Source organism: Burkholderia vietnamiensis LMG 10929 (genome assembly GCF_000959445.1).
Taxonomy (GTDB): domain Bacteria; phylum Pseudomonadota; class Gammaproteobacteria; order Burkholderiales; family Burkholderiaceae; genus Burkholderia; species Burkholderia vietnamiensis.
Map to the genome: position 1 here is coordinate 1,973,785 of NZ_CP009630.1, position 20,708 is coordinate 1,994,492.

General features: G+C 64.0%; 22 protein-coding genes. 18 read left to right on the forward strand and 4 right to left on the reverse strand.

Annotation, left to right across the window (positions count from 1 at the left end; genetic code table 11):
* Nucleotides 1–40: 40 nt before the first annotated feature.
* On the reverse strand, nucleotides 41–1,333 hold the full coding sequence (locus tag AK36_RS08665) for an MFS transporter (RefSeq protein ID WP_045578282.1): 1,293 nt from the start codon (nucleotides 1,331–1,333) through the stop codon (nucleotides 41–43).
* A 578-nt stretch (nucleotides 1,334–1,911) separates the two neighbouring features.
* On the opposite strand from AK36_RS08665, the gene AK36_RS08670 reads away from it, so the two are divergent.
* Nucleotides 1,912–2,448 carry a methylated-DNA--[protein]-cysteine S-methyltransferase gene (locus tag AK36_RS08670; RefSeq protein WP_045578283.1) on the forward strand — a complete coding sequence of 179 codons (537 nt, stop codon included), beginning with the start codon at nucleotides 1,912–1,914 and terminating at the stop codon, nucleotides 2,446–2,448.
* Nucleotides 2,449–2,482: 34 nt separating this feature from the next.
* On the opposite strand, the gene AK36_RS08675 is transcribed toward AK36_RS08670, so the two are convergent.
* Nucleotides 2,483–2,980 (reverse strand): Lrp/AsnC family transcriptional regulator, encoded by a 498-nt coding sequence (locus AK36_RS08675; protein WP_014724410.1) that lies wholly within the window; start codon nucleotides 2,978–2,980, stop codon nucleotides 2,483–2,485.
* A 156-nt stretch (nucleotides 2,981–3,136) separates the two neighbouring features.
* Between AK36_RS08675 and glmS the strand changes: the two genes are divergently transcribed.
* From glmS to AK36_RS08695, 4 genes are all read left to right on the forward strand, one after another.
* A complete protein-coding gene (glmS, locus tag AK36_RS08680) occupies nucleotides 3,137–4,966 on the forward strand; it encodes a glutamine--fructose-6-phosphate transaminase (isomerizing) (protein WP_045578284.1) in 1,830 nt (609 codons plus the stop codon).
* Nucleotides 4,967–5,166: 200 nt separating this feature from the next.
* The gene (locus tag AK36_RS08685; protein ID WP_014724408.1) at nucleotides 5,167–5,808 is read left to right on the forward strand and encodes a LemA family protein; all 642 of its coding nucleotides are present in this window, start codon (nucleotides 5,167–5,169) and stop codon (nucleotides 5,806–5,808) included.
* Between the two features lie 2 nt (nucleotides 5,809–5,810).
* Entirely contained in the window at nucleotides 5,811–6,650 is an 840-nt protein-coding gene (locus tag AK36_RS08690) for a TPM domain-containing protein (RefSeq protein ID WP_371464454.1), read from the forward strand.
* 2 nt (nucleotides 6,651–6,652) lie between these two features.
* Nucleotides 6,653–7,150 carry a TPM domain-containing protein gene (locus tag AK36_RS08695; protein WP_011881320.1) on the forward strand — a complete coding sequence of 166 codons (498 nt, stop codon included), beginning with the start codon at nucleotides 6,653–6,655 and terminating at the stop codon, nucleotides 7,148–7,150.
* Nucleotides 7,151–7,291: 141 nt separating this feature from the next.
* On the opposite strand, the gene AK36_RS33700 is transcribed toward AK36_RS08695, so the two are convergent.
* Complete coding sequence (locus AK36_RS33700; RefSeq protein ID WP_155626686.1) at nucleotides 7,292–7,531, reverse strand: hypothetical protein; 240 nt, start codon at nucleotides 7,529–7,531, stop codon at nucleotides 7,292–7,294.
* Between the two features lie 268 nt (nucleotides 7,532–7,799).
* Here AK36_RS33700 and AK36_RS34225 point away from each other — a divergent pair, with 268 nt between their 5' ends.
* The 8 genes from AK36_RS34225 to AK36_RS08735 all read left to right on the forward strand — a co-directional run bounded on the left by AK36_RS34225 (nucleotide 7,800) and on the right by AK36_RS08735 (nucleotide 15,735).
* Nucleotides 7,800–8,087, forward strand: coding sequence for a hypothetical protein (locus AK36_RS34225; protein WP_080938628.1), 288 nt, complete (start codon nucleotides 7,800–7,802; stop codon nucleotides 8,085–8,087).
* The gene (locus AK36_RS08705; RefSeq protein ID WP_045578285.1) at nucleotides 8,084–9,541 is read left to right on the forward strand and encodes a TolC family protein; all 1,458 of its coding nucleotides are present in this window, start codon (nucleotides 8,084–8,086) and stop codon (nucleotides 9,539–9,541) included. The genes AK36_RS34225 and AK36_RS08705 overlap by 4 nt, the downstream gene beginning before the upstream one ends.
* Nucleotide 9,542: 1 nt before the next feature.
* Nucleotides 9,543–10,838, forward strand: a complete 1,296-nt coding sequence (locus tag AK36_RS08710) for a multicopper oxidase family protein (protein WP_045578286.1) — start codon at nucleotides 9,543–9,545, stop codon at nucleotides 10,836–10,838.
* A gap of 66 nt (nucleotides 10,839–10,904) precedes the next feature.
* Complete coding sequence (locus AK36_RS08715; RefSeq protein ID WP_011881316.1) at nucleotides 10,905–11,252, forward strand: copper-binding protein; 348 nt, start codon at nucleotides 10,905–10,907, stop codon at nucleotides 11,250–11,252.
* A 60-nt stretch (nucleotides 11,253–11,312) separates the two neighbouring features.
* Nucleotides 11,313–11,687, forward strand: a complete 375-nt coding sequence (gene copC, locus AK36_RS08720; RefSeq protein ID WP_011881315.1) for a copper homeostasis periplasmic binding protein CopC — start codon at nucleotides 11,313–11,315, stop codon at nucleotides 11,685–11,687.
* Nucleotides 11,687–12,628: a copper resistance D family protein gene (locus AK36_RS08725; RefSeq protein ID WP_011881314.1), complete on the forward strand. Its 942-nt coding sequence runs from the start codon at nucleotides 11,687–11,689 to the stop codon at nucleotides 12,626–12,628. Before copC ends, AK36_RS08725 begins: the two co-directional genes overlap by 1 nt.
* Nucleotides 12,629–12,813: 185 nt before the next feature.
* Nucleotides 12,814–13,215 (forward strand): Cu(I)-responsive transcriptional regulator, encoded by a 402-nt coding sequence (cueR, locus tag AK36_RS08730; RefSeq protein ID WP_034194857.1) that lies wholly within the window; start codon nucleotides 12,814–12,816, stop codon nucleotides 13,213–13,215.
* 75 nt (nucleotides 13,216–13,290) lie between these two features.
* The gene (locus tag AK36_RS08735; protein WP_080938629.1) at nucleotides 13,291–15,735 is read left to right on the forward strand and encodes a heavy metal translocating P-type ATPase; all 2,445 of its coding nucleotides are present in this window, start codon (nucleotides 13,291–13,293) and stop codon (nucleotides 15,733–15,735) included.
* Between the two features lie 127 nt (nucleotides 15,736–15,862).
* On the opposite strand, the gene AK36_RS08740 is transcribed toward AK36_RS08735, so the two are convergent.
* Nucleotides 15,863–16,735: a LysR family transcriptional regulator gene (locus tag AK36_RS08740; RefSeq protein WP_034194855.1), complete on the reverse strand. Its 873-nt coding sequence runs from the start codon at nucleotides 16,733–16,735 to the stop codon at nucleotides 15,863–15,865.
* A 120-nt stretch (nucleotides 16,736–16,855) separates the two neighbouring features.
* Here AK36_RS08740 and AK36_RS08745 point away from each other — a divergent pair, with 120 nt between their 5' ends.
* The 5 genes from AK36_RS08745 (at nucleotide 16,856) to AK36_RS08760 (ending at nucleotide 20,658) form a co-directional block, all read left to right on the forward strand.
* Nucleotides 16,856–17,287 (forward strand): DoxX family protein, encoded by a 432-nt coding sequence (locus AK36_RS08745; protein ID WP_045578288.1) that lies wholly within the window; start codon nucleotides 16,856–16,858, stop codon nucleotides 17,285–17,287.
* A 17-nt stretch (nucleotides 17,288–17,304) separates the two neighbouring features.
* Nucleotides 17,305–17,994 (forward strand): glutathione S-transferase family protein, encoded by a 690-nt coding sequence (locus AK36_RS08750; RefSeq protein ID WP_045578289.1) that lies wholly within the window; start codon nucleotides 17,305–17,307, stop codon nucleotides 17,992–17,994.
* A gap of 564 nt (nucleotides 17,995–18,558) precedes the next feature.
* Nucleotides 18,559–19,107 carry a TetR/AcrR family transcriptional regulator gene (locus AK36_RS08755; RefSeq protein WP_014724394.1) on the forward strand — a complete coding sequence of 183 codons (549 nt, stop codon included), beginning with the start codon at nucleotides 18,559–18,561 and terminating at the stop codon, nucleotides 19,105–19,107.
* Between the two features lie 138 nt (nucleotides 19,108–19,245).
* On the forward strand, nucleotides 19,246–19,371 hold the full coding sequence (locus AK36_RS34555) for a hypothetical protein (RefSeq protein ID WP_257785827.1): 126 nt from the start codon (nucleotides 19,246–19,248) through the stop codon (nucleotides 19,369–19,371).
* 75 nt (nucleotides 19,372–19,446) lie between these two features.
* Nucleotides 19,447–20,658, forward strand: a complete 1,212-nt coding sequence (locus AK36_RS08760) for an MFS transporter (RefSeq protein WP_011881306.1) — start codon at nucleotides 19,447–19,449, stop codon at nucleotides 20,656–20,658.
* Nucleotides 20,659–20,708: the final 50 nt, after the last annotated feature.

Here is a 20,708-nt window from a genome sequence, read left to right on the forward strand (position 1 = left end):
CGCGCCGCGTCCAGCGCGGCGCGTTCGCGTGTCGCGGCGCTTACGCGCCGAGTCGGGCCGGCTTCATCTTCGGCGTGAGCGCGTGCATGATCGCGAGCGCGAGCAGGTACGCCAGCGCGCCGATCGCGAACAGCACCCAGTAGTGGCCCGTGCGCTGCAGCACCTGCCCGATCACTTCCGAGAACAGCACGCCGCCGATCGAACCGGCCATCCCGCCGATGCCCACCACCGACGCGACCGCGCGGCGCGGAAACAGATCGGATGCCGTCGTGAACAGGTTCGCCGACCAGCCCTGATGCGCGGCCGCGGCAAGCCCGACGATCGTCACCGCGATCCACAGGCTCTGCACCTGCGACACGAACGCGATCGGCAGCACGCAGCACGCGCAGACGAGCATCGCCGTCTTGCGCGCGCCGTTCACGCTCCAGCCCGCGCGCAGCAGCGCCGACGACAGCCAGCCGCCGCCCACGCTGCCCACCGTGGTCAGCGCATAGATGCACACGAGCGGCAGGCCGATGTGCTGCATGTCCATCCCGCGCGACTCGTTGAGCCACTTCGGCAGCCAGAACAGATAGAACCACCACACCGGGTCGGTCAGGAACTTGCCGATCAGGAATGCCCAGGTTTCGCGCTTGCGGATCAGCTCGCCCCAGCGCGGCGCGCCGGCATCCGCGTTGGCCGCGTCGAGCGCTTCCGCTTCGTCGCGCGGCTCGTCGTATTCGGCGGCGAGCGCGCGCGTGTCGGCCGTGCGGTACAGCACCAGCCACACCGCGAGCCACACGATGCCGATCGCGCCGATGATCACGAATGCCGCGCGCCATCCGTAGGCCAGCGCGATCGCCGGGATGATCGCCGGCGCGAACACCGCGCCGATGTTCGCGCCCGAGTTGAAGATGCCGGTCGCGAGCGCGCGTTCGCGGCGCGGAAACCATTCGGCCGTCGTCTTGATCGCGGCCGGGAAGTTGCCGCCCTCGCCGATCCCCAGCAACGCGCGCACCGCGGCGAAGCCCATCACGGAGCCGACCGCCGCATGCAGCATCGCCGCAATGCTCCACATCAGCATCGCGGCCGCGTACGAGATGCGCGTGCCGAGCCAGTCGACGATGCGCCCGAAGCCCAGCAGGCCGATCGCATAGAACGCGGTGAACGCCATCACGATGCGGCCGTACTGCACCTGGGTCCAGCCGATGTCGTGCTGCAGCATCGGCGCGAGCAGGCCGAGGATCTGCCGGTCCATGTAGTTGATGACCGTCGCGAAGAACAGCAGCGCACAGACGGTCCAGCGGTAGCGGCTGGCGACGGCGCGCACCGCGCCGACAACGGCAGATTGCATGAGTGTCTCCGATGCGCGGCCGCGCCCGTCGCGCCGACTGTCGATACGTAGTCCGTAACCGGCGACGGGCGCCGCGGCGAACCGCAACTGCGCAGGCCTCGCGCAGCCGCTATTTCACCGATGGGTGGAAAACGTTTTTCCAAGCATAGGCCGCCGGTCGGGGCGATGTCAGTCCGGGATTTCGATGAGTCATCTCAAATTCGATCGCGCAAAAAGAGATGACCGTTTCGCAAAGTGCACATCAATCGTTTTCCGCGATGCGTGTGCGGTGAAACGGGGTCGTGACGGAGCCCGTGCGCGCGGATGCGCAAGTCAGCGTTCGGCCGGAAACTGCGCTGCGGATCGTTTAAAGTCATCGGATGTATGCCGATCCCGCTCCGCTGTCTGCTACGACACGATGCCTTCGCGCAATCGCTGCCTCAACGGCGGGTTCGGATGTGCGTATCGTCGCCCTAGGTGGAGCGCCGCATGGTCCGCTGCGTAAACGCGCCGAATGCGTTCGCTGCCGGCGCTGCGGCGCGCAATAGCGTGCATATGCCGCGCTACGCGAGCCAACGCCCTCAAGGAGAAACTTCGCGATGACTCCCGCGCTTCTGATCCCGAGCCCGCTCGGCGACATCGCCGTCCGTATCGAGCACGATGCGCTGACCGGCCTGTTCTTCGTCGGCCAGAAATACTATCCGTCGCTCGCGATCGCCGCGGATGAGCACGCGCACGTCGGCGCTTCATCGCTCGCGCGGCACATCGCCGACGAGGTCGCCGAATACTTCAGCGGCACGCGCCACACCTTCTCCGTACCGCTTCAGCTGAACGGCACCGCGTTCCAGCGTGGCGTCTGGCAGCAACTGCTCGCGATCCCGTTCGGCGAACTCGTGTCGTACGGCGACGTCACCGAGCGCCTGGGGTTGCCGATGAGTGCGGCGCGCGCCGTCGGCGGCGCGATCGGCCGCAATCCGGTCGCGATCATGGTGCCGTGCCATCGCGTGATCGGCGCGTCCGGCAGCCTCACCGGCTATGCAGGCGGGATCGAACGCAAGCGCGCGTTGTTGTCGCTCGAAGGCGCGCGCTTCGTGCGCGGTGACCGACACGCGGCGCAGCAGGCGTTCGCGTTCTGAAGGCGTCGGATCGCGTGCGACGCGCCGCCGTGGGTCAATCGTCGCGACGCTTGCGCATTGCGTGCGCGACGCGCGCGTTCGCGTCGAATTTCGCGCGATGCGTCGAGAAGAACGTCCGCACGTTGCGCACGTTCGATGCGCCAGTGAAGAGGCGCCGCGCGAACGCGTCGTATTCGGCGACGTCGGCCAGATCGGCCACCACGATGAAATCCGGCCCCGGCGACACGCGGTAGCACTGCGTGACCGACGGCTCCGCGCACACGTAGGCCTCGAATGCGTCGTAGTCTTCGGCCGTCTGCCGGTCGAGGCTGATCTCGATCAGCGCGGTGACGGCCGTGCCGATCGCGACCGGATCGAGCACCGCGATCTGCCGGCGGATCACGCCGGCCTCCGTCAGCCGCCGCACACGGCGCATGCAGGTCGGCGGCGACGACAGCGCGCGCTCGGCCAGTTGCAGGTTCGACACCGACGCGTCGTCCTGCAGGATCGCGAGAATGCGCAGGTCGAGATCGTCGAGCGTGATGCCGGCCATCGGCAGCTCCTTGCGAGATGGATGTGGAATTTAATTTCATCATCCTACCGCATTGCCGCATCGTTTCAGGATTACGCCAATTTTGAAATTTAATTCCATTTTGCTGCCTCTACTATCGCGGTCACGGACTCAGACAACGTATTCAGGGAGCGCGATATGTGTGGAATTGTCGGGGCGGTGGCTCAGCGGGACATCGTGCCCAATCTCGTCGACGGGCTGAAGCGGCTCGAATACCGCGGCTACGATTCGTGCGGGGTCGTGGCCTATCGCGACCGTGCGCTCGCTCGCGCGCGTAGCGTCGATCGCGTCGCGAACCTGCAGCGCGAGATCGCGGCGCAGGGGCTGTCGGGCTATACCGGCATCGCGCACACGCGCTGGGCCACGCACGGCGCGCCCGTCACGCTCAACGCGCATCCGCATTTTTCGCCGCGCGACGACAACGCGCGCATCGCGCTGTCGCACAACGGGATCATCGAGAACTGCGATCAATTGCGTGCGGAGCTGCAGGCGCACGGCTACGTGTTTGCCAGCCAGACGGATAGCGAGGCGATCGCGCATCTGATCGATCATCTGTACGACGGCGACTTGTTCGACGCGGTGCGCGGCGCCGTCGCGCGCTTGCGCGGCAGCTACGCGATCGCGGTGATGTGCCGCGACGAGCCGCATCGCATCGTCGGTGCGCGCGACGGGATGCCGCTCGTCGTGGGCGTCGGCGACGGCGAGAACTTTCTCGCGTCGGATGCGATCGCGCTGTCGGGCGTGACCGACCGCATCGCGTACCTCGAGAACGGCGACGTCGCGGACATTCAACTGCATCGCTACTGGATCGTCGATGCGGCCGGCCAGCGTGTCGAGCGCGCGGTACAGCGGGTCGCCGCGCACAGCGGCGCGGCCGATCTCGGCGCGTACCGCTACTACATGCAGAAAGAGATCTTCGAGCAGCCGCAGGCGGTGGCCGATACGCTGCTCGATGTCGCGTCGATCATGCCGGAGCTGTTCGGCGATGGCGCGTGGCGCGTGTTCAACGACGTCGACTCGGTGTTGCTGCTCGCGTGTGGCGGCAGCTATCACGCGGCGCTGACGGCGAAGTACTGGATCGAGAGCATCGCGAAGCTGCCGACGAACGTCGAGATCGCCAGCGAGTTCCGCTATCGCGACGGCGTGGCGAACCCGCGCACGCTGGTCGTCGCGGTGTCGCAGAGCGGCGAGACGGCCGACGTGCTCGGCGCCGTGCAGGTCGCGAAGCAGCGCGGGATGATGCATACGCTGGCGATCTGCAACGTCGCGTCGAGCGCGCTGATGCGCGAGTGTGCGCTGCAGTTCGTCACGCGCGCGGGGATCGAGATTGGCGTCGCGTCGACGAAGGCGTTCACGACGCAGCTCGTCGCGTTGTTCCTGCTGACGCTGTCGCTCGCGCAGGTTCGCGGCCGGCTGAGCGACGACGACGAGAAGGCGCATCTGCGCGCGCTGCGGCATCTGCCCGATGCGATGGCGAAAGTGCTCGCGCTGGAGCCGCAGATCATGGGCTGGTCGGAGCTGCTCGCGCGACGCGACAACATGCTGTTCCTCGGCCGCGGGATGCATTACCCGATCGCATTGGAAGGCGCACTGAAGATGAAGGAGATTTCGTATATCCATGCCGAGGCGTATCCGGCGGGCGAACTGAAGCATGGGCCGCTGGCGCTGGTCAGCAACGAGATGCCGGTGATCGCGGTCGCGCCGAACGACATGCTGTTGGAGAAGCTCAAGTCGAACATGCACGAGGTGAGCGCGCGCAACGGCAGGCTGTTCGTGTTCGCGGACGTGGATTGCGGGTTGACGTCGGGCGAAGGGATCGACGTGATTCGGCTCAACGAGTACTACGGGCCGCTTTCGCCGATCCTGCATACCGTGCCGATGCAGCTGCTGGCTTATCACGCGGCGCTGGCGCGGGGGACGGATATTGATAAGCCGAGGAATCTGGCGAAGTCGGTGACGGTGGAGTGAGGTTGGGGGCGGGGTTTGGGCGGTCACAATCGGTGAACGTGCGCTCCCGTGTCGCGTTCCTCCTGCCTGTCGCGGCGGACATCCATCCGAAGTCGACACGCAAGGCCGGGCTGCCCCCCCATTGACGCAAATCAAGCCCGTCATACGCGAGCCGCTTAGCATCGTTTCAGCAGACACAACCGGCCGTAAGGGGGCAGGACATGCAACGCTTTTCGACTTTTCGTGCCGCGTGTCTTGCGGTGTTGATGACGGCCTGCATCGTGATGCTGTCCGGATGCGGCTACAACGCCATACAGGCCCAAGACGAGCAGGTGAAGGCCAACTGGTCCGAAGTGCTCAATCAGTACCAGCGACGTGCCGATCTGGTGCCGAATCTCGTGAACACCGTGAAGGGATATGCGAACCAGGAAAAAGACGTTCTAACGCGGGTGACCGAAGCCAGGGCGCAAGTGGGCGCCATGCGCGCCACGCCGGAACTGCTGGCGGACCCCGCCGCGTTCGCAAAGTTCGAGGCGGCCCAGGGACAACTGACGTCGTCTCTTTCCCGGCTGCTCGTGGTTTCCGAAAACTACCCGCAGCTGAAGTCCGACGCGAATTTTCGTGACCTCCAGGCCCAGCTCGAGGGTACCGAAAACAGAATCGCCGTAGCCCGGAACCGCTACATCCGCTCGGTTCAGGACTACAACATCACGGTTCGCTCGTTCCCGAACAATCTGACCGCGATGGCGTTCGGCTACAAGGAAAAGCCGAACTTTGCCGTCACGAACGAAGCGGAAATCGCCAAGCCGCCGCGGGTGGACTTTGGTGCCGCGCCGGGGCCGGCGAGCGGAGCCGCAAATTGAAGATGGTTCGCGCGGCGCTGGTCGCCTTGGCCGTGCTGTTTTGGTGGAGCAACGCCGTCGGTCAGACGGCGCAGCCTGTACCGGCGCTCTCCGCGCGCGTGACCGACGCGACGGGCACGCTGTCCGATGAACAGCGCAGCACGCTGGAGCAATCGCTGAAGGATTACGAAGCACGCAAGGGAAGCCAGATTGCGGTGCTCATCGTACCGACGACGCAACCCGAGACCATCGAGCAGTACTCGATCCGCGTCGTCGAACAATGGAAGCTCGGGCGGACGCGCGTGGACGACGGCGTTCTGCTCATCATCGCCAAAAACGACCGGACGCTGCGTATCGAAGTCGGCTATGGCCTGGAGGGTGTGCTCACGGACGCCACGAGCAACCGCATCATCGAGGACATCATCGTCCCACGATTCCGGCAGGGCGATTTCTACGGCGGCGTATCGGCCGGCGTGGACGGCATCATGCGCGTGGTGGATGGGGAACCACTTCCGGCTCCCCGCCAATCTCCGGGGCCAGGCGCCGGCAGTCTATTGCCGGTGTTGTTCGTGCTGACGATTGTGGCGGGCGGTGTGCTGAGAACCCTCTTCGGCAGACTGGCCGGAGCCGTCATCACCGGAGGCGCAGTTGGATTCGTCGCGTGGCTATTGTCGGGCGCGGTTCTCGTCGCCATCGTCGCCGGCGCCATTTCCCTTGTATTCACGTTGATTGGCGCCGGGATGGGGATGCGCGTCGGCGGCCCCTACATCGGCGGACATTCAGGGGGGCAAGGTTCTGGAAGAGACATCTTTCGCGGCGGCGGCGGTGGCTTTGGCGGCGGTGGCGCGTCGGGGAGATGGTAATCATGGATTTCCGACGCGTTATCCGGCACCTGCTCATGACGAAATGGCGGGTCAACGCCGCCTTCCCGAAACCGACGCTGGCGAAGATCGAGGCAGCGGTAAAGGCGAGCCACGTCGCGCACGCGGGCCAGCTGCGCTTCGCGGTAGAGGGCGCATTGCATAGCGCCGCGTTGCTTCGAGGACAGACCGCGCGCGAGCGCGCGATTGACGTGTTCTCGGAGCTTCGGGTCTGGGACACCGAGCACAACAACGGCGTGCTCATCTACTTGCTGCTGGCCGACCGGGACGTCGAGATTGTCGCGGACCGAGGCATCCATTCGCGCGTCACAAGTGAAGAATGGGAAGTGGTCTGCCGCACCATGGAAACCGCATTCAAGGCTGGCAGCTTCGAGTCTGGCTCGATACACGGGATTGAGCTCGTCACCGAACTGCTCAAGAAACATTACCCGTCTCGCCGTCCTCCTCAGGACGAGTTATCCAGTAAGCCCGTCGTGATGTGACCTGCCGCCAATTCGATAACGCGGCGCGACCTGTGACCGGCTAAGGAAGCGCATGCCGCTCCCGCCGGCGACGACATGTCGGTTCGCGGATGCCGCTACGCGTCGTCACGATGACGACATCGCAACGCGCGTCACGTCATGCTAGACTTTTGCCCCATGTCGTACTGGCGCAAACTCTTCCTCGTTCTGTTCCTCGCACTGAGCCTTCCGGTTCAGTCGTTCGCTGCGATTGCAATGCAGTGCGCGGCGGCACATGCGGACGAAGACGTCGAGTTCGCCACTGGCGCCGGACACCCGCTTGCCGAGCAGCACCACGAAGCGGCCGACGTACACGCGGCAGCTGACCACGGCACGCACCAGCACAGTCTGGGAGATACCCACCACGCGCACTCGTGCTCGACCTGCGTGTCGTGTTGCGTCGGCGCTGGATTGCCAACCGCGCCGTCGGTCGCGCGGTCGTTCGATTCCGCACTCACCGCTGTCTTCCCTTCCTCTTCTACCGCAGCCGCGTCATTTCTGACCGCTGGCATCGAGCGGCCTCCCCGAATCCTTCTCGTCTGAGCTTCGCGTCGCAGCGTGTGTGCTGCGGCGTTCATCTCGCTTTGGCGGCGCGTTCCGGCCGCCCGGCTGACATTCGACGAGAAAAACCATGCGAATCCTATCTGCAGCGCTGGTCGGCGCGGCGGCAGCATTGCCGACGCTCGTCCTCGCTACGACGTCCGTTCCCGACCCGTCAGACGCGGCAGCGTCGGTCCCGGCCGTTGCCGCCCCGTCGGCATTTAACGATTACCAGCCGTACGAAGACGGTGAGGCGCCCACCTGGCAACAGGTAAATCGGGCCGTCACGCCGGCACGCCCCAGCTCGAAGCGCGAGGCAACCTCCAGCAGCCCCTCGAACACGAGTCATCACTCGACACACGAGAGGGACGGCCAATGATCGAGCGACGCATTTCCATTCGGTTGATTGCCGGTGCCGTCGCGCTGGTCGTGCTCGCCGGCTGTACGACGTTTTCCAGGGATGGCGGTTTCAATACCGTCTCGACCACCGCATCGGAGCGGCTCGGGAAAGAGGCGCTGTTCGTCCGTACCGAGCAGGACCGTGACGCGGTCGCGCAACGCACGCGCGAACTGCTCGGAAAACCGCTTGCCATGGATGACGCCGTCCAGGTCGCCTTGCTCAATAACGCGGGACTGCAGGCGTCCTACGCCGAGCTGGGAATCTCGGAAGCGGACCTTGTCCAGGCGGGTCGCCTCCCCAATCCGGGCTTCAGTTTCAGCCGCACGCACTGGAGCGACAACTTCGGCATCACGCGCACGTTTTCCGCGAACGTGCTGGCCATCCTGACTCTGCCGCTGGCCACGCGCATCGAAAGCCGCCGCTTCGAGCAGACCAAACTCGAGACGGCCGATGCGATGCTCAAAGTGGCCGCTGACGCCCGCCGCGCATACGTGAGCGCCGTGGCAGCGGAGCAGTCCGCGAAGTATGCGGAACAGGTCAAGGACTCCGCCGGTGCCGGAGCAGAACTGGCGCACCGGATGCAGCAGGCCGGCAACGCCAGCCGGCTCGACTACGCGCGCGAGCAGGCGTTTTACGCCGACGCGGCGACTCAGGTTGCGAAGGCGCGGCAACAGGCCTTTGCAGCGCGAGAAAAGCTGACTCGCGTGATGGGCGTTTGGGGCGCGGCGACGCAATACAGCTTGCCGGAGCGGCTGCCGGACTTGCCCAAGGAGCGGCCGGAACTGAAGGACCTTGAGGTCTTCGCGATGCAGAACCGGCTCGACATCCAGGCCGCCAGGTTGCGCACGCAAGGTGTCGCGACGTCCCTCGGCCTGAGCAAGGCGACGCGTTTCGTCAATGCGCTGGAGGTCGGTTACCTCAACAACTTCGAGACGGACAAAGGGCACGAGCGCGGCTACGAAATCAGCGTCGAGATTCCGATTTTCGACTGGGGCAGTGCCAAGGTTGCGCGGGCGGAAGCGCTGTACATGCAATCGGCGAGCAAGCTGGCACAGACGGCCGTCGACGCACGCTCCGAGGTCCGCGAATCGTACGTCGCCTACGTAACGAACTACGACATCGCCAGGCATTACCGCGACGAGGTGGTGCCGCTGCGCAAGACCATCTCCGACGAGATGCTGCTGCGCTACAACGGCATGCTCGCCAGCGCGTTCGACCTGCTTGCCGATTCGCGAGAACAGGTCAATGCGGTCAATGGCTATATCGACGCGCTGAAGGACTACTGGCTCGCGGAGACCGACCTGCAACTTGCACTGGGTGGACGCCTCCCTCCGCCCGACCGTCCAGTAGACGCTTTTGCCCGTTCAACCCAGCAATCAGCGACGGCCGCAGCCACGCTCGCGGCGCCGCACACGCAGTCCGAAGGTAATTGAGATGGTGTCACGACGAACATTCCTGAGCGGCTCGGGTGCCGCATTGCTGGGTGCCGCGATGGTCAGCAAGGCTGGCGCGGCGTCGCTGCCCGAAGCGCCGACGATGGCGCATCCCGCAACGCAGCCGCCGCTTCAGCCGCCCAACGGGCGGCCCTACACGCCAGTGACGACGCTGAACGGCTGGTCATTGCCGTGGCGCATGAAAAACGGCTGGAAAGAATTCCACCTCACTGCGGAGCCGGTCGTTCGCGAAATGGCGCCCGGCATGAAGGCCAATCTCTGGGGCTACAACGGCCAGTCGCCCGGCCCGACGATCGAGGCGGTCGAGGGCGACAAGGTGCGCATCTTCGTGACCAACAAGCTGCCGGAGCACACCACGGTCCACTGGCACGGGATGCTGCTGCCCTGCGGAATGGACGGCGTCGGAGGGCTCACGCAGCCTCAGATTCCGCCCGGCAAGACCTATGTGTACGAATTCCAGCTCGAGCGGCACGGCACGTTCATGTACCACCCACATGCCGACGAGATGGTGCAGATGGCGATGGGGATGATGGGCACGTTCATCGTGCATCCGAAGGACCGGGCGGTGATGCCGGTAGACCGCGACTTCGTGTTCCTGATGTCCGCATATGACATCGACCCTGGCAGTTACACGCCGCGCGTCAACACGATGACCGAATTCAACATGTGGACGTGGAATTCGCGCGTATTCCCGGGGATCGACTCGCTGCCTGTGCGCGCGGGCGATCGCGTCCGCATCCGGTTCGGCAATCTGACGATGACGAACCATCCGATTCACCTGCATGGCTACAGCTTCGAAGTCGTCGGCACCGATGGGGGATGGATACCGCCGTCGGCGCGCTGGCCTGAAGTGACGGCCGACGTCGCCGTGGGACAGATGCGCGCCATCGAATTCACGGCAAACCGGCCGGGCGACTGGGCGTTCCATTGCCACAAGTCGCACCACACGATGAATGCGATGGGACACCAGGTGCCCAATCTCATCGGTGTTCCGCAGAAAGACCTCGCGAAGCGCATCAACAAGCTGGTGCCGGATTACATGGCGATGGGAAGCACGGGCGGTGCGATGGGCGCAATGGAGATGCCGCTGCCCGACAACACGCTGCCGATGATGACCGGCACCGGACCGTTCGGCCCGCTGGAAATGGGCGGCATGTTCACGGTCGTCAAAGTGCGACAGGGCCTCGGCCGAAACGACTACCGCGACCCGGGCTGGTTCAAGCACCCGAAGGGAACCGTGGCCTACGAATACACCGGCGAGTTGCCGGACAGCTGAACAACACAACAAGGCCGGGCATGACCCAGCCGTCGATTTCCTCACCTCAACTCTGGAGAACACACGATGAAAACTGCATTCGTTTCGATTGCGATGGGCTGTGCGCTGACCTTCGCTGCTGCAACGTACGCGGCCAGCGACATGGGCAACATGAGCATGGGCAGTGGAACCATGCAATCCGCCGACATGAAGGACAGCATGTCGCACGGCGAAATCAGGAAGGTCGACCTGGCCGCCGGCAAGCTCACCATCAAGCACGGTCCGCTCGAGAACCTCGGCATGGAAGCGATGACGATGGTCTTCAAGGTCAAGGACCCAGCCATGCTGTCTCAAGTGAAGGTCGGCGACAAGATCGACTTCGTCGCCGAAGAAGTGAATGGCGCACTGACCGTGGTGAAGCTGCAGAAGCAATAAGGACATCCAGCGGGGCGCCTGTATCGCGCCCCGCCCTCACCATTCGAGACGAGCAAGAACATGAAGACTCTCACATTCAGGCAGTTTGCCGGCCTTGCTGCGGCTGGCGCTATCGCAGTCGTGCCTGTCGCAGCATTGGCGCACGGAAAGCTGGAAAGTGCCGTTCCGGCGTCGGGCGCTGTCGTCGACGCCGCACCGGAAGCGTTGCGGCTTACTTTCAACGAGGACCTGGAGCCGACCTTCAGCACGATAAAGGTCACTGACGCGAGCGGCACCTCCATCGGAAAGGAAAGAGCGAAGGTCGATGCTGCCAATCCACGCGTCATGACCGTTGCCGTGCCGAAGCTCGCGTCGGGTGTCTACGCCGTGCAATGGGCGGTGATGACCTCCGACTCGCACAGGACCAAGGGCACATACGCGTTCAAGGTGAAGTGATGAACGACGGGTTCCTCGGCATCCTGCGGCTGGTATCGGTGGCCATCCAGAACGTCGGCTTCGCCGTCATCGTCGGTGCCCTGCTCAGCAGCCAATGGCTTGCGCGCGGTGAGTCGACCTGGCAACAGCGCGTCGGCCGGCGTCTGGTCGTCACGCTTCGAGCGGCGTCCATCGTCTCGCTGCTGGCAAGCGCGCTGTCGTTCTGGGCGCATTGCGCGCTGATGAGCGAGTCGTCGTTAGTCGAGGCGGGCCCGGCCGTGTGGTCGATGCTTGCGGCAACCGGGTTCGGACATGCATGGCTGGTTGGCGCGTTTTTCACGCTTTGCATAGCCGTACTGGCATTCCTGCGGTCGGGAAACGAAACCCGCTTGCCGTTCGCCATATGGGGTGCGTTAGCGGGCGTCGCGCTGGCGCGCAGTAACGCCGGACATCCCGTCGACGCAGGGCTGTTCAGTCTGCCCGTATGGGTGGACTGGCTGCATCTGCTTGCCATCAGCGCGTGGGTCGGACTGGTGCTGGTTACGACTTACGTGGTTATGCCGCGCCTGCTCGATGCCCCGGGAAACGAACGGCAGACCAGCGCATCGTTCGTGCAGTCGCTCTCCGACGCATCGACTTACGCGCTGATCGTCCTGTTCAGCACTGGCGCCTACAACGGCTGGCGAGGCGTCAACGTTCCCGCCAATCTGTTGCACTCGATTTACGGGCAAGTTCTCGTGCTCAAGCTGGCGCTCGTACTGCTTGGCGCCGCACTCGGCGGACACAATCGCTTCTTCGAGATGCCCACGCTTCTGTCGACATTGAAAAAGCCGTCGGAAGCGATTCCTGGGAGGCCGCTCCGTCGATTCGGCAGGGTGCTCCATGTGGAATCTCTCGTACTGGTCGGCGTGCTGATGGTAGCGGCCGTGCTTGGTTCGAGCCCGTTGCCAGGAACGACTTGAGCGACACAGCATCATCGTCCGTTCACGCCGGTGGTTCGCCCGTGTAGATACGTCGTGCTCGAGTGACGACCTTGACCGCCGGAAATCTGTTTCTCTATCTGGTCAGGTTCCTTGACCTTCCCATAGTGGGAAGGTCAAGAATGTGCATCATTGGGGCTCGAAATGGGCCACCAAAGGAGGCGGTCATGAATATCGGTGAGGTGGCGAAGTCTTCCGGCGTTTCAGCCAAGATGATTCGTCACTATGAAGAGGCCGGGCTCATCCGGCCCGCGACGAGAACGGCATCGAACTATCGGGTCTACACGGCCAAGGATGTCGAGGTCCTCCGCTTCGTGCGACGGGCGCGACATCTCGGCTTCTCGACTACGCAGATTTCGGCGTTGCTGGCGCTCTGGGAAGACCGCGAACGTCCCAGCAGCGAGGTCAAGCAGCTCGTGACGCAGCACATCGACGACCTGAACGAGCGTATCCGCGAACTCGTCGAAATGCGCGACACACTCCAGTATCTGGCCCAGCACTGCAAGGGCGACTCGCGCCCGGATTGCCCGATATTGGCGGAGTTGGCCAGGCAAACGCATTGCGACTGACTCAGGACAGAGGCCGGGGCTCGCACCCGGGTTCGAATAACACCGAATCAGTGCCGATAGCGAAGGAGCGTCAAGATGAACAGTCAACGTGAAGACGATGGGGCACCTCAGCAGCCGGTTTCAGCGCACTCGTCAGACGGACATCATGCCCATGGCACGCGTGGGCACCAGCATGCCGTCGAACACGAAGATGACGCGCATGCGCATCTCCACGGGGGAGACCGCGACCACGGTGGTACGGGGGCGCAACTCCACGACCCCGTATGCGGGATGCCGGTCAGGCAGACATCACGCTTTCGCAGTGAATACGACGGGAAGCCATACTTCTTTTGCAGCGAGGCCTGCCTGACGAAATTCCAAGCGGCTCCGTCGAAATACGTCGCGCCATCGAGTGCTGCGGCATCGCCTGCTATGCCGGAGGGCACCATCTACACGTGCCCGATGCATCCGGAAGTCCGTCAGGACCATCCGGGGCAGTGCCCGAAGTGCGGCATGACGCTCGAGCCAATCCTGCCGAATCTGGACGAAGGTGAAAATCCCGAACTGGTCGATTTCCGGCATCGATTCTGGTGGACGCTGCCACTGACGGCCATCGTTTTCATGCTGGCGATGTTCGGCCACCAGGTCGAACTGATGCCGTCGTCGACCGAGAACTGGGTCGAATTCGTTCTCTCCTCGCCAGTCGTCCTGTGGGCCGGCTTCCCGTTTTTTGTTCGGTGTGTGCGTTCGTTCATCAATCGGAGCCCGAACATGTGGACGCTCATCGGGCTCGGGACTGGAGCCGCTTACGTTTACAGCGTCATTGCGACGGTCCTTCCCGACCTGTTTCCAGCGACGTACAGCGCGCACGGCCGTGTCAGTGTGTATTTCGAAGCCGCTGCGGTGATCATCTCTCTGACGCTTCTGGGGCAATTGCTGGAGCTGAAAGCGCGTTCGCAGACGTCTGCGGCCATCAAGGCGCTGCTGGGCCTCGCCCCGAAGACGGCTCGCCGCATCAATCCGGATGGCGCCGAAGAAGACATCCCGCTGGGCCACGTGCAGGTGGGCGATCTGCTCCGTGTTCGCCCCGGCGAGAAAGTCCCCGTGGATGGCGTCGTAACCGACGGCACGAGCTCGTTGGACGAGTCGATGATTACCGGCGAGCCCATTCCCGTCACGAAGCGCGTCGGAGACCATGTCATTGGTGCAACGATGAATGCGGCCGGCAGTCTGGTCATCCGGTCGGAGAAGGTCGGCTCCCAGACGGTGTTGTCGCAAATCGTGCAGATGGTCGCGCAGGCGCAGCGTTCGCGCGCGCCCATGCAGCGAATGGCGGACAAGGTTGCAGGCGTGTTCGTCATCGGCGTCGTGAGCGCCGCCGTTTTGACGTTCTTCGTGTGGGGCCTCGTCGGACCCGAGCCCAGCTGGGTATTCGGCCTCATCAATGCGGTCGCGGTGCTCATCATTGCGTGCCCTTGCGCGCTCGGACTTGCAACGCCGATGTCCATCATGGTCGCAAGCGGCAAGGGGGCATCGAGCGGGGTGCTCTTCCGCGACGCGGCCGCCATCGAGAACCTGCGCCAGGTCGACGTTCTCATCGTGGACAAGACGGGAACCCTGACCGAGGGCCGTCCCGCGTTCGAGCGCACCGCAGCGGCAAATGGATTCACCGACGAGGAGGTGCTGCGGCTGGCCGCCAGTCTGGACCAGGGTAGCGAGCATCCGCTGGCTGCTGCCATCGTGAAAGCTGCACGCGAGCAAGGTCTTGCGCTGGACCGGGCGGAGGCCTTCGAATCTGCGACAGGCATCGGTGTGCGCGGGCTGGTTGCGGGGCGGCGACTGGCGCTCGGCAATACCGCGTTGATGCAGGCCGGCCAGGTGTCCGTCGAGCCGCTGGCGCAGGAAGCAGACCGTATGCGCGCACAAGGCGCCAGCGTCATGTACTTGTCGGTCGATGGGCGCTTGGCCGGACTGTTGGCGGTCGCCGATCCAATCAAGACAACCACACCGGAAGCGCTCGCGACATTGAGGGAAAAGCGCATCCGCGTCGTGATGGCGACAGGCGATGGCGTGGTGACGGCCAGGGCTGTTGCTGAAAAACTCGGTGTCGATGAGTTTCATGGTGAGGTCAAGCCGGCCGACAAACTCGAACTGGTGACGAGGCTTCAACGTGCTGGACATGTTGTGGCAATGGCCGGAGACGGCATCAACGATGCACCGGCGCTCGCGAAGGCGGATGTCGGCGTGGCCATGGGAACCGGCACCGATGTCGCCATGAGCAGTGCGCAAGTCACGCTCGTCAAGGGAGACTTGCGTGGTATCGCGCGCGCTCGGGAACTGTCCGAGGCAACCGTCCGGAACATGAAGCAGAACCTCGGCTTCGCATTTGTCTACAACGCACTCGGCGTCCCGCTGGCAGCAGGCGCGCTGTATCCATTCACCGGCTTGCTGCTCTCGCCGATGATTGCAGCGCTGGCGATGAGCCTGAGTTCGGCATCCGTTATTTCAAACGCGCTACGTTTGCGCAATGCGAAGATTTAGTGTGCTCACGCGTTCGCCGGGATTGTGAAGCGTGTCAACCGTGACCGGAGCCGAATTCACCCGTTCTTGGCACCCGGAATCGATAGCACGTCTACTCGCGGCGAGTGGCGCGCTGCATCTTGCGCGCTCAAATCTTCAACGTCGTCGACAGGTATTTGAACACCGTCGAAACGCGCCGCAGATGCCGCGACTCCCGGTGAGTCAGCACCCATAGCTCGGTCTGGCAGTCGTGCAGGACATCGGTCAATTGCACGAGGTCGGAGCGGCCGCGGGTCAGGAACGTCGGCAGGATGCCGACGCCCATGCCGAGGGCGACCAGCTCCATCACGGTCAGGATGCTGTTGACCTTGTAGTGCGGCACCACTTTCCTGAAATGACGCTTGCGCCAGATGACCGACGGATGGCCCGGCAGCGCGTCGTCCGGCGCGATCCAGCGTACCTTGCCCGCCGTGACGTCGTCATAACTACGCGCGGCCTCGTAGTGCTTTGAGGCAAAAAGCGCCACGTCGATCGGACCGACATGCTTGCCGACGAGATATTCCGGTGGCTCCTTCGTCGCACGCACGGCGATATCGGCATCGCGGCGCCCGAGGTCGGCGATCTCGTTGCCCGTGTGCAATTCGTACGCAAGCCGCGGATGTATGGCCTCCAACTGCTTCAGTGCCGGCCCGACCAACCCGTGCAGGATCGTGTCGGTGGTCGTGATGCGCACCGTGCCGCCCACCTGCTCGGGCGCTTGTTGGGCGATCGAGCGGGCCGATTCGACCTGCACTTCCACTTGCTCGGCGTGTTCCGCGAGCGCCAGCCCGATTTCCTTCACGCGATAGCCGGAACGGGTCCGTTCGAACAACTGCTGCTGCAGGCCGCGCTCGATTCGCCGCAGATTGCGAAACACCGTCGATGCATCCACTTGCAGTCGCTCGCCCGCCTGAACGAGCGTGCCCGTGCGGAAAAGTGCCAGGATCGTTTCGAGATCTGCCGCGCTGAGCTTGTATGGCATCCAGTTGTCTCCCGTGCATTGCATTTTTGCATTCACTCTTTGTAATTATGCTTATTATTCAAGCATATCCGCAATGCTAAATTCGGTCCCGCTTTGCCAACTCTCGCAATGGGTACCGATATGAATCAATCGATTTCAACAAATGCCAATGCCGCCGCCTATGGCGCGTTGCTGCTCCGAGTGGCATTGGGCGTCATGTGGATCGCCCATTCACTGCTGAAATTGCTGGTCTTTACCCTGCCGGGCACCGCGCAGTATTTCCAGAGCGTCGGCTACCCCGGCTTCCTGGCCTATCCGGTCTTCACTGCCGAGTTCGCCGGCGGGATCGCGCTCGTGCTGGGCGTCTATGCGCGCCAGGTTGCATTGCTGCTGGTGCCGATCATGGTGTGCGCGACGCGGGTGCATTTGTCCAATGGCTGGGGGCATACGAGCCAGGGCGGCGGCTGGGAATACCCGGTGTTCCTCATCGTCGCGTCCGTCGCGCTGTGGCTGCTCGGCGATGGCGCGCTCGCGGTACGCCGCAGCGAGCGCTTCGCGCTTGGCGCGGCCTGACGGAGCGAGGCGTCGACATGAGCACGCTCCAATACCACCTCGTCAGCCACGTGCTTTGCCCGTACGTCCAGCGCGCCGTCATCGTGCTGACCGAAAAAGGTGTGCCGTTCGAACGCACGGATGTCGACCTGAGCAACAAGCCAGACTGGTTTCTCAGGATTTCTCCGCTCGGCAAGACGCCGGTGCTGGTCGTCGATGGCGCGCCCATCTTCGAATCGGCGGTGATCTGCGACTATCTCGACGAGACGCTCGCGCCGCCGCTGCATCCCGATGCGCCGCTCGAGCGGGCGCGACACCGTGCCTGGGTCGAGTTCGCATCGGTACTGCTCAGCGCCATAGCGGGCTTCTACACGGCTCCGGACGAAGCGACGCTCGCCGGGAAAACCCGCGACATCCGCGCGCGATTCCAGCAGCTCGAAGACACGCTCGGCGCTGGCCCGTATTTCAGCGGCACGCATTTCAGCATCGTGGACGCGGCATTCGGGCCGGTGTTCCGCTACTTCGACGTGTTCGAACAGATCGACGACTTCGGGTTCTTCGCGGCCCTGCCCAAGGTCACCGCCTGGCGGCAACGGCTTGCCGAACGGCCGTCCGTGCGTGCAGCGGTCCGGGCTGATTATCCGCAACTGCTGATGGAATTCCTGCTCAAGCGCGGCTCGATGCTGTCGACGCGTATTCGCGAGCACGTATTGCGCGTTCAGGATTGAATTGAGATCAGTTATATGTGCGCCGGCGAGGAACTGAAGCCGGCACAAGAATGTGCAGCCGTAACTTGAAAGACATCTGTTTATCGTCGCCAGCCGGCTGCTGAACGTTCTTGCGTCCGGTCACGGGTACGTGCACGACAGCAGGCGCGATGGTTTTACTTCTGCGCGATCGCTTGGCACGAAATCGTGAGATCGCGCGTGCACGGTTGCACCGCACGTTGCTTCGTTACCCGACGCCGGAAGTGAAAACCAACGTCGCGGCTGGAAATCACGGACGAAATGGAGCGCCAGGACACCAACCCTGCGTTCAGTGCTGCAAGCACATTGCGTTCACGTCACTCGCGTCGAACTTTCGAAAGCTGGTGCAAGACCAGGGGCGCTGACGAAAGGACAACGCATTCGCCGTGTGCAGGAATCTCACGCGAGCTTCCAAGCCTCCCAGCCTGGCCAGCCACAACCCATCTCCTCCCGCAAACGGGCCGGTCCCACGACCCCCTTACCCCCATTTAAAACCGTTCGGTTTAAAATCCCCGCATATCCCACCTCGAGAGAGATGACCACCCCATGGGCAGACCGAAAAAATTCAGCCGCGAAGGCGTGTTGGAAAAGGCGCTCCCGGTCTTCTGGAAATACGGCTTCGCCGGCACATCGCTTCAGCAGCTGGAACAGGCGACCGGCGTCAACAAGTCCGGGCTCTATTCCGAGTTCGAGGACAAGGAAGACCTGTTTCTGCACAGCCTGCTCTATTACTACGAGCATCGTGGCGCGCTGCGGATCCTCACCGCGGAACCGAAGGGCTACGCCAACATCGAGCGCTTTCTGCGCCTCGGCGACCCGCAAGACAGCGGCTGCGTCGGCTGTTTCTCGGTCAATTCGATCCGCGAATTCCCGTCGCTGTCCGAGCGCGTGCGCGACGTGCTCGCCGCGTACCACCACCGGCTGATGCCGCAGATCATCGAAAACATCGACGCCGAGCCTCACACACTCCCCGCCGCAACCATCGCCACGATCGTCTCGGTGTTCTTCGCCGGCTATTGCATCGAACGCAATCTGCCCGAGCTGGCGGAAAGCGACGCCGTCGGCGCGTTCATGCAGGCGCTCCGCCTCCTCTGAAGTGCCGCGACGCGCGCAGCACGGACCGATAGCCCGCCCTTTCTGAACCGATTGGTTTTTTTAATTTGCCCGCCGCCCGCCGTTTACCCATACTGAACCAGTCAGTTCAATAAGCATCGATCCAAGCGGAGAGCAGCCATGGCCCTGAAGATCCGCCCCATCAATTTCGGCAACATGTCCGGCGGCGTGTCGTTCCGGGACTCCGGTTCACCGGCCACGCGCCGTGTGCCCGTGCTTCTGACCCACGGTCGCACGCACCGTTGACCGGCTGCCCCGCGCATCCATCCAGTTTCCCGGCCCGCATGCTCCCAGGCCACCGGCCTTGAAAAGGACCCACACATGACTACGCCCCTCCCCGCGCGCACGGCACGCGCGCTTCGCATCCTCAGCCTCGCATACTTCGTCCAGGCGACCGGTGCGCTCTCCGTCGTCGGCAGCCTCGATTCGATCTCGCGTCAGTGGGGGCTCGCGGATTCGCAAAGCGTCTACCTCGTCACCGTGTTCGGCGTCACCTTCGCGTTCGCCGCGCCGCTGCTGCAGGTCGGCTTCGGCCATCTGCCGCGTCGTCGCCAGGTGCTGCTCGGCCTGACACTGTTCAGTGCGGCGGCGCTGCTGCTCGCGGCCGCGCCGAATTACCCGGTGCTGCTGCTGTCGCGCGTGCTGATGGGCCTCGGTGCAGGCTTCATCGGCCCCGTGCTCGGCGCATTGGGCTCGAGCCTCGTCGAACGCGAGCAACAGGGCAGCGCGATCGCCGTCGTGCTGCTCGGCCTGAGCGTCGCCGGCCTGGTGGGCATGCCGCTGTCCGCATGGATCGCGCACGCATGGGGCGCTCGCGTGCTCTTTCTCGTCATCGGGCTCGCCGGCGCAGTAACCGCCGCGCTGATCCTCCGCCTGATCCCGGACACGAGCCAAGGCGAGAACATCGATTTCGCGACGGTTTCGGCGCTCCTGACGCGCACCGATACGCTCAGCGCGTTTCTGGTCGTCTTCTTCATCGCGGCCGGCGTCTACTCGACCTACGCCTTCATCGCGCCCATCATTCGCGACGCGTTCCATGCAGGCGCCAATACGGTATCGACCGCGCTCGTCGTATTGGGCGCCGCGGGCATCGCCGGCAACCTGTTCGTGACGCGCGCCGCGCGTCGCTATAGCGCCGAAGCGATGCTGTTCGCCGGCCTCGCATTGCTCGCGCTCGACCTCGTGTTTCTCCGCTTCACGCCGCCGAGCCTGCGCCTGCTGTTCGTCGCGCTGGTCGTGTGGGCGTTCGCAACCGACCTGCTGTGGCCGTCGCAGCAGCGCCGCATCGTCGAACTCGTGCCGCAATGGCGCGGCATCGCACTGGCCTTGACGGCATCCTTCGTGTTTTGCGGAATCGGCGTCGGCTCCGCCGTTGCGGGCTGGGTCTATCCCGCGTTCGGCCTGACAGGCTCGATCGGCAGTTCGCTCGCGTTCCTCGCGCTGGCGACCGGCAGCCTGCTCGTGTCGCGCGCGTCGGTCAATGCGAAGCGCAGCGCCGACGTGTCGCCCGCGCCCCCATCGCTTCAATCATGAAGAAGCCGTCGAAGCCACGCAGACCTCCGCGTCGCGCGGCGCGCCGCGAC

What these genes read in the sequence shown, in the direction of transcription:
- AK36_RS08665 (WP_045578282.1), bottom strand. Translation starts at nt 1,333, where the DNA reads ATGCAATCTGCCGTTGTCGGCGCGGTGCGCGCCGTCGCCAGCCGCTAC.
- AK36_RS08670 (WP_045578283.1), top strand. Translation starts at nt 1,912, where the DNA reads ATGACTCCCGCGCTTCTGATCCCGAGCCCGCTCGGCGACATCGCCGTC.
- AK36_RS08675 (WP_014724410.1), bottom strand. Translation starts at nt 2,980, where the DNA reads ATGGCCGGCATCACGCTCGACGATCTCGACCTGCGCATTCTCGCGATC.
- glmS (WP_045578284.1), top strand. Translation starts at nt 3,137, where the DNA reads ATGTGTGGAATTGTCGGGGCGGTGGCTCAGCGGGACATCGTGCCCAAT.
- AK36_RS08685 (WP_014724408.1), top strand. Translation starts at nt 5,167, where the DNA reads ATGCAACGCTTTTCGACTTTTCGTGCCGCGTGTCTTGCGGTGTTGATG.
- AK36_RS08690 (WP_371464454.1), top strand. Translation starts at nt 5,811, where the DNA reads ATGGTTCGCGCGGCGCTGGTCGCCTTGGCCGTGCTGTTTTGGTGGAGC.
- AK36_RS08695 (WP_011881320.1), top strand. Translation starts at nt 6,653, where the DNA reads ATGGATTTCCGACGCGTTATCCGGCACCTGCTCATGACGAAATGGCGG.
- AK36_RS34225 (WP_080938628.1), top strand. Translation starts at nt 7,800, where the DNA reads ATGCGAATCCTATCTGCAGCGCTGGTCGGCGCGGCGGCAGCATTGCCG.
- AK36_RS08705 (WP_045578285.1), top strand. Translation starts at nt 8,084, where the DNA reads ATGATCGAGCGACGCATTTCCATTCGGTTGATTGCCGGTGCCGTCGCG.
- AK36_RS08710 (WP_045578286.1), top strand. Translation starts at nt 9,543, where the DNA reads ATGGTGTCACGACGAACATTCCTGAGCGGCTCGGGTGCCGCATTGCTG.
- AK36_RS08715 (WP_011881316.1), top strand. Translation starts at nt 10,905, where the DNA reads ATGAAAACTGCATTCGTTTCGATTGCGATGGGCTGTGCGCTGACCTTC.
- copC (WP_011881315.1), top strand. Translation starts at nt 11,313, where the DNA reads ATGAAGACTCTCACATTCAGGCAGTTTGCCGGCCTTGCTGCGGCTGGC.
- AK36_RS08725 (WP_011881314.1), top strand. Translation starts at nt 11,687, where the DNA reads ATGAACGACGGGTTCCTCGGCATCCTGCGGCTGGTATCGGTGGCCATC.
- cueR (WP_034194857.1), top strand. Translation starts at nt 12,814, where the DNA reads ATGAATATCGGTGAGGTGGCGAAGTCTTCCGGCGTTTCAGCCAAGATG.
- AK36_RS08735 (WP_080938629.1), top strand. Translation starts at nt 13,291, where the DNA reads ATGAACAGTCAACGTGAAGACGATGGGGCACCTCAGCAGCCGGTTTCA.
- AK36_RS08740 (WP_034194855.1), bottom strand. Translation starts at nt 16,735, where the DNA reads ATGCCATACAAGCTCAGCGCGGCAGATCTCGAAACGATCCTGGCACTT.
- AK36_RS08745 (WP_045578288.1), top strand. Translation starts at nt 16,856, where the DNA reads ATGAATCAATCGATTTCAACAAATGCCAATGCCGCCGCCTATGGCGCG.
- AK36_RS08750 (WP_045578289.1), top strand. Translation starts at nt 17,305, where the DNA reads ATGAGCACGCTCCAATACCACCTCGTCAGCCACGTGCTTTGCCCGTAC.
- AK36_RS08755 (WP_014724394.1), top strand. Translation starts at nt 18,559, where the DNA reads ATGGGCAGACCGAAAAAATTCAGCCGCGAAGGCGTGTTGGAAAAGGCG.
- AK36_RS34555 (WP_257785827.1), top strand. Translation starts at nt 19,246, where the DNA reads ATGGCCCTGAAGATCCGCCCCATCAATTTCGGCAACATGTCCGGCGGC.
- AK36_RS08760 (WP_011881306.1), top strand. Translation starts at nt 19,447, where the DNA reads ATGACTACGCCCCTCCCCGCGCGCACGGCACGCGCGCTTCGCATCCTC.